Origin of the sequence: Candidatus Nitrospira neomarina (assembly GCF_032051675.1) — a bacterium.
GTDB lineage: Bacteria > Nitrospirota > Nitrospiria > Nitrospirales > UBA8639 > Nitrospira_E > Nitrospira_E neomarina.
The window spans coordinates 1382208-1400540 of the sequence record NZ_CP116968.1; the positions used below are offsets into that span (position 1 = coordinate 1382208).

Annotated in this window: 11 protein-coding genes and 2 pseudogenes; 4 read left to right on the top strand and 9 right to left on the bottom strand. The window is 55.5% G+C overall.

The window, feature by feature from the left end; translation table 11 throughout:
• Positions 1 to 35: 35 nt before the first annotated feature.
• From PQG83_RS06140 to PQG83_RS06145, 3 genes and pseudogenes are all read right to left on the bottom strand, one after another.
• A complete protein-coding gene (locus tag PQG83_RS06140) occupies positions 36 to 3917 on the bottom strand; it encodes a PASTA domain-containing protein (protein WP_312747849.1) in 3882 nt (1293 codons plus the stop codon).
• Between the two features lie 66 nt (positions 3918 to 3983).
• Positions 3984 to 4049: pseudogene (locus PQG83_RS20885) on the bottom strand (hypothetical protein); the annotation flags it as partial.
• 37 nt (positions 4050 to 4086) lie between these two features.
• Positions 4087 to 4647: pseudogene (locus tag PQG83_RS06145) on the bottom strand (PASTA domain-containing protein); the annotation flags it as partial.
• Positions 4648 to 5029: 382 nt separating this feature from the next.
• On the opposite strand from PQG83_RS06145, the gene PQG83_RS06150 reads away from it, so the two are divergent.
• Positions 5030 to 5707: a DUF3386 family protein gene (locus PQG83_RS06150; RefSeq protein ID WP_312747851.1), complete on the top strand. Its 678-nt coding sequence runs from the start codon at positions 5030 to 5032 to the stop codon at positions 5705 to 5707.
• A 152-nt stretch (positions 5708 to 5859) separates the two neighbouring features.
• Here the strand turns inward: PQG83_RS06150 and PQG83_RS06155 are convergent, their stop codons facing one another.
• From PQG83_RS06155 to PQG83_RS06170, 4 genes are all read right to left on the bottom strand, one after another.
• Complete coding sequence (locus tag PQG83_RS06155; RefSeq protein WP_312747852.1) at positions 5860 to 6594, bottom strand: TPM domain-containing protein; 735 nt, start codon at positions 6592 to 6594, stop codon at positions 5860 to 5862.
• Positions 6591 to 7355 carry a hypothetical protein gene (locus tag PQG83_RS06160; protein ID WP_312747854.1) on the bottom strand — a complete coding sequence of 255 codons (765 nt, stop codon included), beginning with the start codon at positions 7353 to 7355 and terminating at the stop codon, positions 6591 to 6593. Before PQG83_RS06160 ends, PQG83_RS06155 begins: the two co-directional genes overlap by 4 nt.
• Positions 7356 to 7413: 58 nt before the next feature.
• A complete protein-coding gene (locus tag PQG83_RS06165) occupies positions 7414 to 8688 on the bottom strand; it encodes an FAD-dependent monooxygenase (protein ID WP_312747856.1) in 1275 nt (424 codons plus the stop codon).
• A 120-nt stretch (positions 8689 to 8808) separates the two neighbouring features.
• The gene (locus tag PQG83_RS06170) at positions 8809 to 9186 is read right to left on the bottom strand and encodes a hypothetical protein (protein ID WP_312747858.1); all 378 of its coding nucleotides are present in this window, start codon (positions 9184 to 9186) and stop codon (positions 8809 to 8811) included.
• Positions 9187 to 9489: 303 nt separating this feature from the next.
• Here PQG83_RS06170 and PQG83_RS06175 point away from each other — a divergent pair, with 303 nt between their 5' ends.
• The 3 genes from PQG83_RS06175 (at position 9490) to PQG83_RS06185 (ending at position 13808) form a co-directional block, all read left to right on the top strand.
• Positions 9490 to 10143: a YajG family lipoprotein gene (locus tag PQG83_RS06175; protein WP_312747860.1), complete on the top strand. Its 654-nt coding sequence runs from the start codon at positions 9490 to 9492 to the stop codon at positions 10141 to 10143.
• A gap of 226 nt (positions 10144 to 10369) precedes the next feature.
• Positions 10370 to 11371, top strand: coding sequence for an HD domain-containing phosphohydrolase (locus PQG83_RS06180; RefSeq protein ID WP_312747862.1), 1002 nt, complete (start codon positions 10370 to 10372; stop codon positions 11369 to 11371).
• 55 nt (positions 11372 to 11426) lie between these two features.
• On the top strand, positions 11427 to 13808 hold the full coding sequence (locus tag PQG83_RS06185) for a PAS domain S-box protein (RefSeq protein ID WP_312747864.1): 2382 nt from the start codon (positions 11427 to 11429) through the stop codon (positions 13806 to 13808).
• Positions 13809 to 13820: 12 nt separating this feature from the next.
• Here PQG83_RS06185 and mtnA read toward each other — a convergent pair whose 3' ends face one another.
• Positions 13821 to 14861, bottom strand: coding sequence for an S-methyl-5-thioribose-1-phosphate isomerase (gene mtnA, locus PQG83_RS06190; RefSeq protein ID WP_312747866.1), 1041 nt, complete (start codon positions 14859 to 14861; stop codon positions 13821 to 13823).
• 109 nt (positions 14862 to 14970) lie between these two features.
• A complete protein-coding gene (locus tag PQG83_RS06195; RefSeq protein ID WP_312747868.1) occupies positions 14971 to 18330 on the bottom strand; it encodes a YhdP family protein in 3360 nt (1119 codons plus the stop codon).
• Between the last annotated feature and the right edge of the window lie 3 nt (positions 18331 to 18333).

Genomic DNA, 18333 nt, shown 5'->3' on the forward strand with positions numbered 1-18333 from the left:
TATGACTATAAGCCAATCAGTTCGAAATATCCCTCCTACTGAATTTCCCAATCGGAGGGAGCGGAACCAGGGAAACCTACGGTCGAGATTGATAACCCGTTCATCAACCAAACCGCCACTATGGCACTTTTTTCATTGCGCCAGATGACATCGGCATTACCATCTCCGTTCACGTCGCCGACTTGAGAAATTTTCCACGCGACGGGCACGCCCCCTGGAAAGCCGGCCGTAGTAATGGCCGTCCCATTCATTAACCAAATTGCGGTACTGCCATTATTTTGATTGCGCCAGATCAAGTCCGCCTTGCCATCGCCGTTCACATCGCCAGCACCCGCCATATCAAAAGCGATTGGTGCCACGCCGACAAAACCGACGTCGGTCACCGATAATCCGTTCATCAGCCATACGGCCACTCCCCCAGTAGTGCCATTGCGCCAAATGACATCTGCTCTACCATCCCCATTGACATCGCCCACGCCCTCGATGTGCCAGGCAAGAGGCACTCCGCCCGGAAAGCCGGAGGCGACAATGGTGGCCCCGTTCATCAACCAAATTGCGGTGCTGCCATCAGTGATGTTACGCCAGACCAGGTCGGCTTTGCCATCACCGTTCACATCGCCCACGCCTGCAATTTCAAACGCCGCCGACGTGCTTCCCGGAAAGCCTACGGCCGTCACCGCCACCCCGTTCATTAGCCATACGGCCACCGTGCCGGTGGAATTGCGCCAGATGACATCCGCCTTGCCATCGCCGTCCACATCGCCTACGCCCGCGATCTGCCAATCCCTCGGCACCCCGCCCGGAAAACCGGAGGCGGCGATTGTCGTTCCGTTCATCAACCAGATCGCAGTACTACCATCACTCTGGTTGCGCCAGATGAGATCAGCCGTGCCCGACGCATCCAGATCTCCCAATGCCGGAGGACTCGTAGGTGGTACCATGGTCAAGGCCGTCGTCACAAAAAAATCCGGGCCTGTGAGGGCCATCGCCGTTCTGGCTTTTGTCGTCCGATGAATCGTTTCAAACAGGATATTCTTGGTAAACCCTGGGGTTACCTTATGCTGACCGGAGAGGTGATACAATAGGTCAGAAGAAGACCCCATCCCAATCGTTTCACTTTCTCGAAAATTCGGTTGCCCCGCCACGGCACCCGCCGAGACATCCAGAAATTCCGTCGTAGCTCCTGTCGACTTGTTCACCGTATAAATCCTGGCCGGAAACACCTTCGCCCCCCCAGGTGCCGATCGGTTGTCCGTGATCGCATACAGCGTCCCGGATGCATCAAAGGCCAGGTCCATAAAGTTTCCAAACAGTTTGGTCTTTTGGGTCGCCAATCCCGTCGTCGGATTAATCGTGACTAACCGCCGGGCACTGTTGACTTCGGACGTCACCACAAGCAACCCCCAGAGCAGATTTGTCCCGGGTTCCGTGGCCAACCCTCGCCCGCCTTCTAACGATTCGCCCGTCGATAACGACAAGGGAATCCTGGCCAGCGAGGCCCCGCTTTCCGGATTCAGTCGATGCAAATTCGGGGAAGCACCAGGTTGCGGAGAAAGAGACAGCTCCTCGAGGGAATACAACGTGGTTCCGACATAGGCCAGGCCATGCGTGCGATGCGTCAGATCCCCAATTTTGCTTACGACCCCATCGGTGCGAAGGCGATAGAGACTATTCACCAGGGGACCGGTCCTGGGATCATTTTGCACCCCCATTAAAAAAACCGGTGGTCCTGACGAAATAACTAGGGCTACCGAACTGCCCGGATCCACATTGGTTCCTGCGCCAGGCTTTTGACTAATGACGTCGCCAACCGGCACCGTGGCACTAATGGTCGACGTCACCATCCCCCCTGTCAGGCCGGCCGCGGCCAAGGCCTTTTGAGCATTGATCTGCGACAAGCCCACCACATTCGGCACTGCGGCTCCAAGGGATACGACCAGGTCCACTGCACTGCCCGCGGCCACATTTTCTCCGGCTGACGGGGCTTGACTGATAACTCTGCCAATGGAGACTGTCTGACTGTTGGTTGAGGCCACCGTACCCAACTTCAAGCCTGCCCTGGTAATTGCAGTTTGCGCCGCGGCCTGCGTCAAGCCCTCCACATTCGGGACGGCGGTTCCGAGGGATACGACAAGGTTCACCGCACTGCCTGCCGCCACCTTGCTTCCTGGCTGGGGAGTTTGACTGATAACTCTGCCAATGGAGACTGTCTGACTGTTGGTTGAGGTCACCGTGCCCAACTTCAAGCCTGCCCTGGTAATCGCAGTTTGTGCCGCGGCCTGGGTTAGGCCTACGACATTCGGCACCGCCGGGCCCGTCGACACCACCAGGTTCACCGCACTGCCCGCCGCCACACGCGTCCCGGCCCCCGGCGTTTGACTGATGACCCGCCCCGAGGCCACCGACGCATGGCTGCTCTCCGTGATGGTCCCGACCTTCAACCCCGCCTTGGTGACCGCGGTCTGCGCCGCCGCCTGCGGGCTCCCCACCACATTCGGCACTGTGACCGGCGCCGGGCCCGTCGACACCACCAGGTTCACCGCACTGCCCGCCGCCACACGCGTCCCGGCCCCCGGCGTTTGGCTGATGACCCGCCCCGAGGCCACCGACGCATGGCTGCTCTCCGTGATGGTCCCGACCTTTAACCCCGCCTTGGTGACCGCGGTCTGCGCCGCCGCCTGCGGGCTCCCCACCACATTCGGCACTGTGACCGGCGCCGGGCCCGTCGACACCACCAGGTTCACCGCACTGCCCGCCGCCACACGCGTCCCGGCCCCCGGCGTTTGGCTGATGACCCGCCCCGAGGCCACCGACGCATGGCTGCTCTCCGTGATGGTCCCGACCTTTAACCCCGCCTTGGTGACCGCGGTCTGCGCCGCCGCCTGCGGGCTCCCCACCACATTCGGCACTGTGACCGGCGCCGGGCCTGTCGACACCACCAGGTTCACGGCACTGCCCGCCGCCACACGCGCTCCCGCCCCCGGCGTTTGGCTGATGACCCGCCCCGAGGCCACCGACGCATGGCTGCTCTCCGTGATGGTCCCGACCTTTAACCCCGCCTTGGTGACCGCCGTCTGCGCCGCCGCCTGCGGGCTCCCCACCACATTCGGCACTGTGACCGGCGCCGGGCCCGTCGACACCACCAGGTTCACCGCACTGCCTGCCGCCACACGCGTCCCGGCCCCCGGCGTTTGGCTGATGACCCGCCCCGAGGCCACCGACGCATGGCTGCTCTCCGTGATGGTCCCGACCTTTAACCCCGCCTTGGTGACCGCGGTCTGCGCCGCCGCCTGCGGGCTCCCCACCACATTCGGCACTGTGACCGGCGCCGGGCCCGTCGACACCACCAGGTTCACCGCACTGCCCGCCGCCACACGCGTCCCGGCCCCCGGCGTTTGGCTGATGACCCGCCCCGAGGCCACCGACGCATGGCTGCTCTCCGTGATGGTCCCGACCTTTAACCCCGCCTTGGTGACCGCGGTCTGCGCCGCCGCCTGCGGGCTCCCCACCACATTCGGCACTGTGACCGGCGCCGGGCCTGTCGACACCACCAGGTCCACCGCACTGCCCGCCGCCACACGCGCTCCCGCCCCCGGCGCTTGACTGATGACCCGCCCCGACGGCACCGACCCATCGTTAGCGGTCGTGATGGACCCCACCGTCAAGCCCGCCCCCGTAATGGCCGATTCCGCCGCCCCTTGCGTACTCCCCACCACATTCGGCACCGTCACCGGCGCCGGCCCCGTCGACACCACCAGGTTCACCGCACTGCCCGCCGCCACACTTGTCCCGGCTTCCGGCGCTTGGCTGATGACCCGCCCCGACGGCACCGAGGCATGGTTGGCGGTCGTGATGGACCCCACCGTCAAGCCCGCCCCCGTAATGGCCGACTCCGCCGCCCCTTGCGTACTCCCCACCACATTCGGCACCGTCACCGGCGCCGGGCCCGTCGACACCACCAGGTTTACCGCACTGCCCGCCGCCACACTCGTCCCGGCTTCCGGCGCTTGGCTGATGACACTCCCCGCCTTGCGTACTCCCCACCACATTCGGCACCGTCACCGGCGCCGGGCCCGTCGACACCACCAGGTTTACCGCACTGCCCGCCGCCACACTCGTCCCGGCTTCCGGCGCTTGGCTGATGACACTCCCCGCCGGCACCGTGGCATGACTGCTGTTCGTGATCGTGCCCACCTTCAGGCCCGCCCCAATAATGGCCCCCTCAGCAGACGCCTGCGTGTTCCCCACCACATTCGGCACCGTCACCGGCGCCGGGCCCGTCGACACCACCAGGTTTACCGCACTGCCCGCCGCCACACTCGCTCCAGCCTCCGGCGTTTGACTGATGACACTACCCGAAGGCACCGACCCATCGTTGGCCGTCGTGATAGACCCCACCGTCAACCCTGCCCCCGTAATGGCCGACTCCGCCGCCCCCTGACTCAACCCAACCACATCGGGGACATCTTCGGCCCATACTGTTGGCAAGGCGAAGGTGGGTATCAACATTCCCACCACAACCACGACCTGAAAAAGATGTATCAGCCAACCATGGCTTTCACTTCTTTTGCGTTTCCGGACTTCTTTAAGCTGTTGCTCTGCGGCGTTCATGCGCAATGCCTCTGGGGGTGGAAGCAAGCGAAACATCTTTGTCAAAGGGATGAAAACCACGGACACCTATGCCCGGAATTCTCCCCTCAGGTGAAAAATTATGGATGAAGCCTAGCCAAACACCCCCCTCTTTTCAATGTACCTTTATCTCCCCATTTTGGTGCTTTTATATGCATCTGGGGAAAGAGTAAAACCTTTGGCAAGCATTAGATTCTGACAGAGGAGGGTTTGAAAAATTTAATTGGCCCCCCGGCCAAATTTTCGATAGGACCAACGAGACTGAAAATTTCAAGAGTCCTCTGGACCTCGCTCCAACTGCACGGTTGTCCACCTCTCCTGAGATCCTTATAATGACCATCAGTGTTCGCCCAATCAGCCTGATCACATACCCGACATCACAGAAAAAGGAGTCTTCGACATGGAAAAGAATACAGAAGCAAAACCCACCACCGAGGTCCAGGATGATCCAAAAGCCCGCGAGCTATTACAAGCCGCCTTTGCCAAAACCGCCCGGTGGCAACCAGACTTCAAAGGCTTTCAGGCCGACCTCCGCATTAATGTGAACGGAAAAGAAACAAAAGGGACCGTGACCGTAAAAGGGCCGCGGGATGTGACGGTGGTCATCGATGATACGGAATTACAAACGTGGGCCCAAAACCAGATTGGAATGATTGCCGTGCATCGAGGGCCCAGAACGTTTGAGGAATCAGACGGGAAACACACCCTGACTTTAGGGGGAGAAGAACAGCATCCTTTAGGTCAACGGATTACCATTCATGGAGATGGAATGGGTTCCTGGTACCGGGTGAAAGACAACCGCATTACCCAAATCAATCGAAACATGCCACAGGCGGCTTTTACCATCAACGTGGAAGATAGTGCAGTCACCCAAGACCAACATTATCTCACCACTCGATATACGGTCTATTATTTTTCTCCAAAAGACCGGTCACTGAAGAATGTCGACAGTTTTTCAGATACACATATCAGGATAGGCAACTCAGATCTTCCGGCGACCCGAAGGATTATTTCTTATGAAAACGGGGAAATCGTCGTGCGATCCCTCACGTTTGAAAATCACAAAATGCTGTCATAACGCACAACCCCAGGCCAACATACAGTTGGCCTGGGGTTGGTGGAGTTCCTGTTTCTTTTGACGATGGACCTTCCCCACCCCTACGCTCAAAGAAAAAAAATTTCTAAAGAACGTGTGAAACTGCAGAAATCGCTAAATTCAGTCCAGCTCCTTCACCGTAAGCCCTGGCCTCCCGTTCCTCCGCCAAATCCGCCAAAGTTTCCTCCAAATCCCCCCTGCCCCGTTCCCCAATATTCTCCATTTTTCCAGCGGGGAAACGGATGACGCCGTTCTGGGCGGGTGAACCGCCATAGCGCGTAAAACATCAGCACCACCACCGCGATATTCATCCAAAAAGCGGCCGATCGCTGAGGCTTGGGTTTCTCCTTCTGAATCGTAGCCCTGGCAGCCAGTGTGGAAAGTGATACGGCAGACCGGTAGATATTGATCCCATACTCTCCAGACCGGAACATCGGACGCAAATGCTTGAGAGAAATCTCATCCAACTGTTGGGGAGTCACGACCGACAACAGGTTCTTCCCGACGACCACCACCGCTTGCCGTTCTTTGACAGCCACCAGTAACAGGATGCCACGCTCCTGTTGCGCCGTCCCGATCCGCCAGGATTCATAGAGGCGGGAGGCATACTCCTGGGCATGGGAAAGGGGGCTGATACTCGGAAGAGTCACCACCAGCATTTCAACACCGGACGAGGATTCAAGATCTTTGCACACGGATCGAATTTGTTTGTGCCATTCCTCATCGAGCAGGTGGGCATAATCACTCACATACCCCAGCGGGGTTGGAAGGTTTTGTTCCTGTGGAGTCATCCCCATCGAGAGTGCAGAGAAAGCCAGCACAAACACCAGAATCAACGGACCGACAAACCATCCGGTAGACCTCGTCATACCCGGATTTCCTGACGAACGGCCTGAACCCGTTTACACAAACCTTCCACAGCCTGAAGATACCGCTCATATACCTTGGACCATTCAAGCGAACCCGGACTATTCATCCCTCGCTTCATCTGCAGTATTTCGAGGAGGACCGTCGATTCAAACTGCAAGGCACGGGGAAGGGATTCAAGAATCTGGACGTCTTTTCCCTTTGAGGGTTGGCCGATAATCCACAGAATACCTCGCACACAAGGGAGAACGGAGGTAATGGAAAGCATGAGCAAAGCCCGGATCGCCTCGGCTCGTCCTTCTCCTTCGACAAACCGTTGCCGCATCCGAAACACATTCGCCAGAAGTTCATGCTCACATTGCCATCCCAACTGCTGACGATCAACGTGCACCGCGCCGAACGGGTCTTTGCCTGCCAGGCGCACATGATGCTCTTGCATTTGAAAATATTCCAACGGGAACAGATCACGTGATTGGGACAAGTCCTCCTGAGTCATCATCAGCGGCGCGACGATTTGGTGCTTGCCCCATTTGCGATGTAATTGTCCTGCACGCTGGAGCCCGCTCACCGATAATGCCCTGACCAGCACTAGAAAATTGAAATTGGATCGGCCGGCAATAAAATCCCCCCGGGCCGCGCTGCCATACAGAAGCAGCCCTTCTAAATCAGCACCCCAATCCTTCTGAAGCTGTGTTAAAAATTGTTCGAGTGTTTCCCGCAGGTCTTCGGGAAGTTCGAGTGACGGCAACATTGATAGCGGCATAGGATACGAGCCAAATATTGGAAAAAGGATGAGTGACGAAGATGGACTCCAACGTGAATTACGCAGACCGTGCATGATCGGGAATCTGATGGGCCCGGGGATCCGGTAACAAGCCCGCAGCTTGAAACCGATCCATCCAACCAAAGGGTGAGGTGGTTCGCAGCCCGGCTGTGGCGGTCAACACTTGATATTGCAAACGCCGATTTTTATCCATCGTTGAGAAGACGCGGTCTCGCAACATTCCCAGAAGAGGATTTCCGGTATTCCAGAAAAAGACCTCTTCATCAGCCAGACGTTGCAGCATGGTGACCTGGGGACGCCGTTGAGTTTCAAATGCCTTAAGATTGGATGCCGACCAATTTCCCGTGCGATGACAATCATCAAGAACCTCCGCGAGGGTGACCGCGTCCACCATCGCTTGCATCCGTCCCTGGGAGGCATGCGGATTCATCCCATGGGCGGCATCACCCATCACCACCGCCCCATCCTGAACCCAGGTTTTCGCCCGGACCCTTCCGGTTCCCATATAGGCCGTCTGATTCCAATCCTGGAAGGAGTCAAAGACCGTGGCAAGTTCCGGCGCGATCGTTTTCCATTTATTCCGAAGGGCCGGTACCCCATCGGCCTTGACCTGATTCAGGGAATCCGACGAAACCATATAAAAGGCATAGACCTTGTGACCGGCAGCGGGGAATATTCCCAGAATAGATTTTTTCCCCACATAATACTGCGCCTCCTCTAAGGATGTTGGTGATTCCAACATGGCCACAAGATAACTGTCGAGATACCGATGAAGCGCGGTGGGAATGCCAAGTGCTCCTCGAACCTCCGAAAACGGTCCGTCTGCGCCAACCACCACCTGAGCCCCAATCGTAACTTCGCTGCCCCCAATCTCCGCCTTGACGCCTGTAATACCTTTGCCGTTCCGGAGCAGAGAACGAAAGCATGCCCCATACCGAAGTCCCTCCGGATTCTCCCGCTTCAGAGCGTCCAGAATGGTGTGATGCACGACATGAGGCCACATCACCAAAGCCCGATTGAATGGCGGGGGCAACATCGCATAGTCAATGGTACAGAGTCGCGTTCCTCCACTTCGACGGAAATGAAAGAATCTGACCGGTTTATAGGCATGAACCGGCAACTGCTCTAATAAACCAAGCCGCTGAAGAATTTCCTGTCCATTGGGTTGAAGTATTTCTCCCCGCAAGCCCTGGGGGGGCCCTGCAGCTTGTTCCAGAACGATATTGGCAATCCCTTTTCGGGCTAAGAGAAGTCCCAGGACCGCTCCCCCGCCACCGGCGCCTATGATCAGAACCTGTGTCTGTAGATCCATCGCTAATACCCTACGAATAATTATTCGCCACGTACCGGGACAGCCGGCGAGCGAGAAACTGAATGAAATTCACATATTCCGGTCTCAGAAACCAGCTATCATCCGGCGGGCATGGAGAGATCAGGTTTCGGAGAAAATGGATTGAAAGTGATCGTCAGACTCTTCCCAGGCTGGCGGATAGGTACTCGACAACCATTGCCGAAGATACAATTTCTGCTCTGAAGACAACATGCTTTTGATTTGGTGGGTCCGTCCTTGAAGGGGCTGAAGAAATCCAACCCCTTTTTGGGGATCTAACGTGGCCGTTCGTACATACACCGTTGTATAGACCAGAGGCTTGGTCTCATCGCCATCCCCTTGGAGCCAGACGGAAATATATTTATCCATCTGTAAACCTGAACTATCCAGGGCCGGGTCCGTGTCATGAAACAACTCGTTTTCGGTCTGCTCCAGGGGCACCGCCCCTTCAGCTCGAAACAAAAAATTATGCTTCCACATGAAGAATTTCCTTTGGATTAACAATCAAACCAGGTATGATAGTGTCAAGCGCTTTACGACAATGTCAAGATAGATCATGCCATCATCATCAGGTGGCTGTGTGCCGGAATCATTCATACAAGCTCTTCACGGAAAATCAATACAAGACTAGATTAAATCCTGCGGTTTTATTATTCTTACGCTGTCTCATATTAGGATGGATGTGTGGCCTCGACACAGTAGGGTATCGGCAGCAACATCCCTCTCCCGTCACAGCACAGACGATCATCTGATATCCACTTTCTATACATGGAGGTTCCACGAGTGAAGACACAAGCCAACTGGTTTATCATGGTGTTCATTGTCAGCCTGGGAGTCGTCGGATGTCAGGGGTCGGGGCAGACGGTGAATTTTGATCCCCATGCATTCCCGACCACGATGAAGGGCACGACCAACCCTCACGAAGATCTGACCATTGTGGTTGAGCCGTTTCAGGATAAACGCGCGCAGAAAACCCGTCTGGGTTCCCGCACACATTTTTGGGGAGGTGCGACGCATTTTAATGTCTGGAATGGAAACCTCGGCGAAGGCATGGCGGATCTTGCCCTGGAATACCTCCAACAGGAAAAATGGCAGGCCTCGCGGGCGACAACGTCTGAAGCCGCTGCAGGAAGTGCTCCGGCCGATGTCATCCTGACAGGCGATATTTTGGTCATGGAGGCGAATGCGAAAACCGGCTTCGGCTTTACGGATATTGAGGTCAAAATACGTGTGGCCTTTGAAGCGAAGAATGCGGTAGATGGCAGCACCGTCCGGATGGTGCTCGGTGCGAATGGAACCGACAGTGTCGTCACATTCGATCCCAAAGATGTGGAAGAGCTCACCAATCATGTCGCCAAAGACTTGTTCAACCAATTATTTCTAGATCTGACAGTCAAAGATCGGGCGTTTCAATTAAAATCAGATAGATCATTATAAGATGACCGCTCTTTTGCCATTTCTCCCGTTGTGTCCTCTTCACATGCTGTGGAGAACGAACCCTCATTGTCCCCAAGAGGTGAATCGCTACTAAACATCATGCAAGTCTCGACGGAGAAGGAACGGTCTCCGACTTCCTCCTCAGAAGCGAACGTTCAAGGTCTCATGGACTATTTATTTTTTTTACTGTCTTCATGGGTCGCTTCACTTGGAAAAGGAGTCGTTGATGGAAACTACTGGTACCGAACCCTCTGTCCCTCAAGCGAATATTTTAATTGTGGAGGACGAGGAAGGCCCGCGCGAGGCGTTAAAGGTCATTCTTTCCCCCTATTTCAATCTCTTTACGGTTGATCGGGCCGAAATCGCGCATCAAATCCTGAAAACCCACCCCATTGATCTCGTCACCCTCGATTTAAAACTCCCTGATCTGTCGGGAAACGACCTCCTTTCCCAGATTCGAAAAGACGGGAAGGATGTCGATGTCATCATCATCACCGGATATGGCACACTTCAATCGGCCATTGAAGCCATCCGCCACGGAGTGGCCGCCTATATCCTCAAACCGTTCAATGTGTCCGAGTTGCTCGACACCATCAATAAAACACTCGAACGCCGCCGCCGATATTCCTCCCTGCAAGCGGCGCTTCAGGCATTTGGAAACCTTTGGGCGTCCGGGATCGATGTCGAATCCGCCCTGGCCAATATTCAAACCCTCCTGGCCGCCAAACATCCTGAGCTGGGTCAACATGGCAGCCGGGTAAATTTTTATGCGGCTCTGCTCATTGAACATCTCCAGTTAACCCCGGAGGAGCAGGCGGCCATACAACTCGGGGCCTATCTCCATGACATCGGGAAAATCGGTCTTCATGATCACCTCATTGCCGGGATGCATCCCCCGACGGAACAAGACCAGGAACTTCTCAAATGCCATCCCACGATCGGAGGGAAAATGATGAAGGGTCTCCCATTTCATCCCTGCGTCGAACAGATCATCCGCCATCACCATGAAAAATATGACGGGTCCGGATATCCGGAGGGATTAATCGGTGAACACATTCCCTTATCGGCACGCATCGTCGGCCTGGCCAATATTTTCGACCATTTCGTGACCGGCTATGGGCCACAAACGGCGATGCCCGTACCGGAAGCCCGGGAAAAAATTCGTCAGGAAGCGGGGAAAAGCGTCGATCCGAAACTGGCTGATTTGTTTGCGAAAGTCGTCTGGTAACGATATGCAAGGCTGAAGAAACATGCGCCCATATGAGCCGCCCCAATGAGACATTATGACTAAGAACCGTCAAAAGACTTCAAAAACAATCAGCCCTGTGCAGTCCGTCGAGAAATGGGAGCAGGCGTTTGATGCCCTGACGGATCATGTCATGATCCTTGACAGCTCAGGGACGATTGTCTGGACCAATCGAGCCATTCGCGACCAGGTCCAACCGCAAATCGGCCCATTAGTCGGACATCATTACCGTACGCCCTACTATGGAACGACCATTCCTAAAAATCCTCCGCCGTGGGAAACGGTGTTAGCAGGGGCATTGTCTGCGGTGGTGGAAACACAGTTCCCGACGATGCCGGGAGATTTCCTCGTCTCCTGCTATCCCCTCTTCGACTCGCACGGCATTCAATGGGGTGCCATCTCGGTTGTCAAAGATATTACCGAACGCAAACGCATTGATGAAGCGTTACGGAAAATTGCCCAAAGCGACCCGGCTCCCGGCAGCATGGCGTTTCTGCGGTTTTTGGTAAGAGATCTCTGTCAGGCCTTGAATGTGCCCTATGCCATATTAGCGGAATTGGAATCTCCGGCCCGGCCGCGGACCCACACGGTCGCCATTTGGTCCAATGGGACTTTCGGGGAAAATATGCCGTGGACCCCTCCTCCCGCGATTTTTGAGCAACTGCTGAAAGTCAAAGGATGCCATGGAGACAATTTGGAATCCTCGCTCTTTCCTCCGGACTCCCCGCTCGGCTCATGGTCGATCATCAGTTATTTGGGAACGGCCCTCCGTGGCCAGACAGGACAAATTATCGGGATCCTGCTTGTCTTCAGCCCAATGGCCATCCGCAACATCCATGTGGCCCAATCCATCATTCAACTGTTTGCGGCCAGGGCGGCCGGTGAACTTCAACGTAAAAAGGCCGAAGATGCCTTGCGGGATAGTGAGCAGCGCTACCGGGCCATCGTCGAACATGCCTATGATTTAATCATCGAAACCACCGCGACGGGTGAATGTCAGTACGTCACCCCGAATTGTCATAAAGTCCTGGGCTATGAGGCATCCGACATACTGGGGAAAAATTTCTTTGACTTTATCCATCCCGAAGAACGGGGGCCGTTATCCGAGTCGTTTCATTCTCATCTCAAGGCACTGCAGGAAATTGATATGGTGTGCCGCCTGCAAACGAAACAATCCGAATGGCGATGGTTTGAAAGTCACATCCACCCCTTCCGGACCAGCATCGGGACAGTCGTGGGAGTCATTGTGACACGGGACATCACCGAATGGAAACGCCTGGAAGATGAACGACTCCGGGCCACCAAACTTGAGTCGGTTGGCTTACTGGCCGGCGGCATTGCGCATGATTTCAATAATATTCTCACGTCGGTATTTGCCAATATCGGACTGGCCAAAATGGTGACCGCCAAACAGTCGCCGCCTCAGGGAGAAAAAGTCATTGAACGACTGGAAGCGGCGGAAAAAGCCTGTTTGCGAGCGCGGGATCTCACCAAGCAACTGCTGACCTTTGCGAAAGGCGGCGCCCCGGTCAAAAGCACAACCTCGGTGGCCTCCATTATTACCGACACGGTGCAATTCGCCCTGCGAGGTTCGGCTGTCCGGTGCACAACGCATCTCCCGGATGACCTCTGGGCGATCGAAGTCGATGAAGGCCAAATCAGTCAGGTGATACAAAATCTTGTGATTAACAGCGATCAGGCCATGCCGGATGGAGGCACCATCAGCGTCGTCGCAAACAATTGTCTGGTCATCCCTCAGACCGTGCTGCCCCTGAAACCCGGCAAGTATGTGTGTGTGTCTGTCGCGGACCAGGGCATCGGCATCCCGGACGATCATCTTCAAAAAATCTTTGATCCCTACTTTACGACCAAACAAAAAGGGAGCGGACTGGGCCTGGCCACGACCTATTCGATCATGAAACGCCATGGAGGGCACGTGGCCGTCACCTCTTCACTCGGCAACGGCACATGCTTCACCCTCTATCTCCCCGCCTCAACCTCCCTGTCCGCCAAAAAGGATGACACTCCGGAAAGTCTCGTGCAAGGCACGGGAAAGATTTTAGTCATGGATGATGAAGAAGACATCCAGGATGTCTTAGGAAAAATGCTCGAGCATCTCGGATTCGAGGTGGACTTTGCCGACGATGGAATCAAAGCCGTGGCGCTCTATACCCAAGCCGTTCAGGACGGCCACCCGTATCTGGCCACCATCCTTGATCTCACGATACCCGGAGGAATGGGAGGCAAGGAGACGTTGCGCCTCATCAAAGACCATGATCCTGATGCGAAGGTCATCGTCTCCAGCGGGTATTCCAACGACCCGGTCATGGCCCATGCCGGCCAATTCGGATTCTCAGGCTTTATTGCCAAGCCGTATAATCTCCTCGATCTCTCTAAAGTCTTAACCCAGATCATTTGACGGATCTTGCCATCAGGAAGATGGCGACGAAAAATGTTGGGCTAAGGCTTGCGGGGCCAAAATCCCACGTTCCGTAATAATGCCCGCAATCAGATCGGACGGGGTCACGTCAAACGCCGGATTCCAGACTTCCACACCTTGAGGAGCAATCATCCGACCACTATGCAGAGAGGTCACTTCTGACGGGCTCCGCTCTTCAATAGGAATGCCGTTCCCATCCGCCGTCTCCATATCAATCGTCGAGGAAGGTGCGGCCACATAAAACGGGATGCCATGGGCATGCGCTAAGACCGCCACAGCATACGTGCCGATCTTATTGGCGACATCACCATTGGCGGCAATCCGGTCAGCCCCCACGACGCAACAGTGAATTCGGCCCTGGCGCATCAGGGCCCCGGCCGCATTATCCGTAATCACCGTCACCGGAATACCATCCTGCTGAAGTTCCCAGGCCGTCAGACGTGCGCCCTGAAGGACCGGGCGGGTCTCATCGGCAAAGACCCGAATCTGTTTGCCCTGCTCCCAGGCTGCCCGGACCACGCCTAATGCCGTCCCATATCCGGCCGTCGCTAAGGCTCCGGCATTACAATGCGTGAGAATATGGTCTCCATCACGAATGATCGCGGCGCCAAACCTGCCAATGGCCCGGTTAACCCGAAGATCCTCCTCCAAAATCGCCAGGGCTTCTTCCTGTAATCGTTTCTGGATATCGTGAATCGATGACGAGGAGATATCCGTCATCACGCGTGTCATCCGGTCAACGGCCCAGAATAAATTCACGGCGGTTGGACGGGTCGCGGCCAGCGTGCGGCACACGGTTTCCATATGGGCGGAAAATCCCTCAGAGTGAGTGTCCACATATTGCCTGGCGCCAAGGGCGATACCTAAAGCCGCCGTCACCCCGATGGCGGGCGCGCCGCGGACGCTTAAATTCCGAATGGATTCAGCCACCTCCTCATATCCCGCACACTCAAGAAACCGCACGTCTCCCGGGAGCGCACGTTGATCCAGAATCACAACATGATTATTTTTCCATTCAACTGTGGGGATCATCCTCATTTCCTTTCACACGAGATGTTAAAGGCGACTCAATCGGCCCACGGCCCTCCCCCGCCTTCTCTAAATGATCATCCCGCCGTATCCGTCAGCAAAGACGAGAGAATTATAAGGGACCGGGCACGCCGGATCGTCCAGCATCACGGGGAGCGGAACCCGCATCCTCCTGAGTGCCATTCAGTAAATCATAAGGCAGGGTCAACGTATTTTTTAATATATCAAACGCCAATTGTGCCAAACCGGTCAGCCCGGTTTTCACGGATTCCATGGGCATATACTTGACCTCCGGATCACCCAATGGTCCGTCAATCGAAAACAACGCCGTGGCGAGGCCTTTCCGATCTCCGGAAAAAATTCGTCCAAAGAGAGGAATATCTTTCAAGATATCGGAATAGACCCCAAAAGGACTGACGGCGGAAATCCCTTCAAGCCGGTCACGTTTCCAATCATACATGCCTGCGGCAGAGACTTTCATGATGGGACTCTGGATCAACAAATCTTTCGAGGAAAATACTCCGTCTTCCACGGTGAGCTTGCTGCTCACGGTGGTAAACGGAAATCCGGTCTCTTCAAGATCAACTTTTCCCCGAAGGACCTGAGGTAAATTCAAGAGCGCGAGAATGCGTGGAAAGATCGTCCCTTTGCGGATATAGCCCTCGCCGAGAGAAATTTTGACACTCCCGTTGAGAGTGGGAATGATTCCCCGGTCATCCCGGCCGTGGCCCTGGAGCATGCCACGTACCGACATGCTGCCGGTAATCAACCGACGGTCCTCACCAAAAAGGCTCAGGACATGTTCAAAAGGCAAATCCTTCGCCTGAAATGACGCACGCATGGCAGCCGGCCGCCCTTCCGGGAGATGGACAAAGAACCGTCCCCCGACCGTGCCGTGTTCTGCCACCATCGATTGAACTTTATCCACCGAGACCAGTTTGTCATGAATCTTTAACACGGCCGATAATTTTTTTCCGGAAAGCGTCTTATAGCTCGGACGTTCGATATGCACCGAACCCTCCAGTGATCCATTCGCCGCTAACCATTCGATTCCATCCCGGATGGCCGAACGTCCCTCTTTAGGAATCAGTAAATCAATATCGAATTGCGGCGAGTCAAACATGACACTGGCAATCGGTGTGGTCTTCCAGTTTTTCATAAAACCGGTGATGACGGCTTCACTATTCTTCAGGCGAAACTCCATGCGTTTCAAATCAAGCTGATCCTCATCCACTTTCAATCGAATAAATAAATTCGAAACGGGATCGCTGACCCCCCGAAGCGCCACCACGCCTTCGGTCAACGCCACCCAACCTTTGGTATTCCACCGGGTCCAATCGGCTCCGCGTCCGCTGCCTTTCAATTGCACTTCGAGAATGCCCGACTGGACATGATCTCCCAAAACACGGATACCTTCCGGCAGCACGCCTAAATACACCGGGCCGGAATCAACCCGCGCCTCCCAAGTGACCTCCGAGCGATACCGGATGGTCCCCTGTCCGCGAAGACGAAGCGGGAGCATGATCAGCTCCACGCGTTCAAAATGAACACGGTTTCCGGGGTGAAACTGTCCATCAAACTCAAGGCGTCCATCCTGACCGGCCTGCTTCTGTAAAAGAGAGGGCACCTCCATGAAGGCTCCTCGCCCATCAATCCATCCTTTCAGTTTGGGATGACGGGTCGGCCCCGTGAGCGTGACCGAGGCATGAAGCGGACCGGTGATCTGCATCCCTGGGGATGCCGTCCGTTTTTGGGAAACGGGGAAGAGGTCCTCCCCGGCAAACCCGCCCTGAATGGTGAGCGGCTCAAAACGAGAAGCTTCCTTATAAGTGATGGTCCCATTCACCGCCACCGGATAGAGGCCCACGTTTCCTTGTAGACCTTCGAACACCGTACTCTCCCGCGAAAAGGTAATAGTACCGTGGCCCTGCGTAAAAGGCTGAGGCAGCCCGGGAATCTCTATCACCAATCCTTCAGGTTGAAACTCCCCGTACTGGAATTTCAACCCTGGCCCTTCCAACAGATTCCCTGCAAACCGGAGACGAAGCAGGCCACTGCCATCCACTACCTTCCAGGCATTCAACAGTCCAAAGTCGGATGGCGCTCCCAACTGCGTCACCACCCGGTGAACCTTCTCCGCGGGAACAGGCCCTTGAAGGCCCACATCGCCCCACGGGCCTGACTCTTTTAACAGGAAGACGCCTTCCGTCACCTCAACGGGGATACCATCATAGATGCCCTGCACCCCGGACAATTGCATGCGATCCGGTTCCACAATCACCGTTCCCCGGATATGATCGGTGGTGGGCCAATCGGGAATACGAACGTACCCATCGGTTAAATGAAACGTGCCGGTGACCGACGTCTGCACATCCTCACGCGTGGACCCGGTCACACGCGCCTCGGCAATGTTCAACCCCCCTCCCCATTCGCCTTTCTCCCACACCGGAAGCAGATCATCCGGAATCCACGTCTTGGGCAGATATTGTCGAATCATATCGAGGTCGACATTCGAGGAGCGCATGGAAAACCCCATCATCTGATGCCCGTCTTCCAGCATTTCCGTGTTGGCGGAACCATCCAGATCAATAAATGAACTGGAGAAGTCGATATGAGAGAGAGAGAGTCGTGAGGTTTTGGCATTCTGAACCCAGTTCACCTGAGATTTGACCGACAGCGTACCGGGCACTGCCATAAGCGATTGACCATTGTGCAGATATTCTGCCAGTTGATTGATCTCCAGATGATCGGCTTTCACCTTCCCGGAAAATCTGATCTGCTCGAAACCAACCGGTTCGCTGGCAATGGACAGCACCGGGGACGCCCAACGGGCTTCGAGTTCTCCCTGAATGAAAAAAGGGGCCAGCTCCTGCGTCTGCCGGATTTTTCCGGACAATTCGAAGGATGATCCCATAGTAGGTCCGTCATGAGTGGTATCAGAGGCAAAAGCCACATCTTCAATGACAAATCCCCGAACGGTTTCACGCGGCGACTCATCAATGACAATAATTTTACCGTCCGTGACCACAACCTTTCCCAGCACCAGAAATTTCGCCGCCGACGCAATGGGAGAGTCGTTGCTGGCATAGCTTAAAAAACGCCATTCCCCGTCGGCCTCACGACGCAATTCAATCTCGGGAGACTCCACCAGGAATTCACGAACCACAATTTTCTTCATGAGCAACTGCCCGATTCCCAGGTCCAAACTCATGGATTTCGCGCGAAACACCGCATGCGATTCAGGCTGTTCCTGAACCACAATGTCCAACACCAAAAAATGCGGAGAGGGAAATAAGGCAAAAGACGTCTGCCCCACGGTCACGTGCGAACCAAACGTCCGTTGAATTTGTTGCAGCGCCAGAGTCTTCAGATAATCCGGATTCAAAAACAAGGGAAGCACAATCAGGGCAATGGTCAGGACCAGGGCTCCGAGTGCACCCCACCAGAACATCTGTTTGCCGGACCATCGCACTAG

Bases quoted from the DNA above. Each gene is read 5' to 3' on its own strand.
- PQG83_RS06160 (WP_312747854.1), bottom strand. From the start codon at position 7,355: ATGCCGCTATCAATGTTGCCGTCACTCGAACTTCCCGAAGACCTGCGG.
- mtnA (WP_312747866.1), bottom strand. From the start codon at position 14,861: ATGATCCCCACAGTTGAATGGAAAAATAATCATGTTGTGATTCTGGAT.
- PQG83_RS06155 (WP_312747852.1), bottom strand. From the start codon at position 6,594: ATGACGAGGTCTACCGGATGGTTTGTCGGTCCGTTGATTCTGGTGTTT.
- PQG83_RS06170 (WP_312747858.1), bottom strand. From the start codon at position 9,186: ATGTGGAAGCATAATTTTTTGTTTCGAGCTGAAGGGGCGGTGCCCCTG.
- PQG83_RS06185 (WP_312747864.1), top strand. From the start codon at position 11,427: ATGACTAAGAACCGTCAAAAGACTTCAAAAACAATCAGCCCTGTGCAG.
- PQG83_RS06180 (WP_312747862.1), top strand. From the start codon at position 10,370: ATGGAAACTACTGGTACCGAACCCTCTGTCCCTCAAGCGAATATTTTA.
- PQG83_RS06165 (WP_312747856.1), bottom strand. From the start codon at position 8,688: ATGGATCTACAGACACAGGTTCTGATCATAGGCGCCGGTGGCGGGGGA.
- PQG83_RS06150 (WP_312747851.1), top strand. From the start codon at position 5,030: ATGGAAAAGAATACAGAAGCAAAACCCACCACCGAGGTCCAGGATGAT.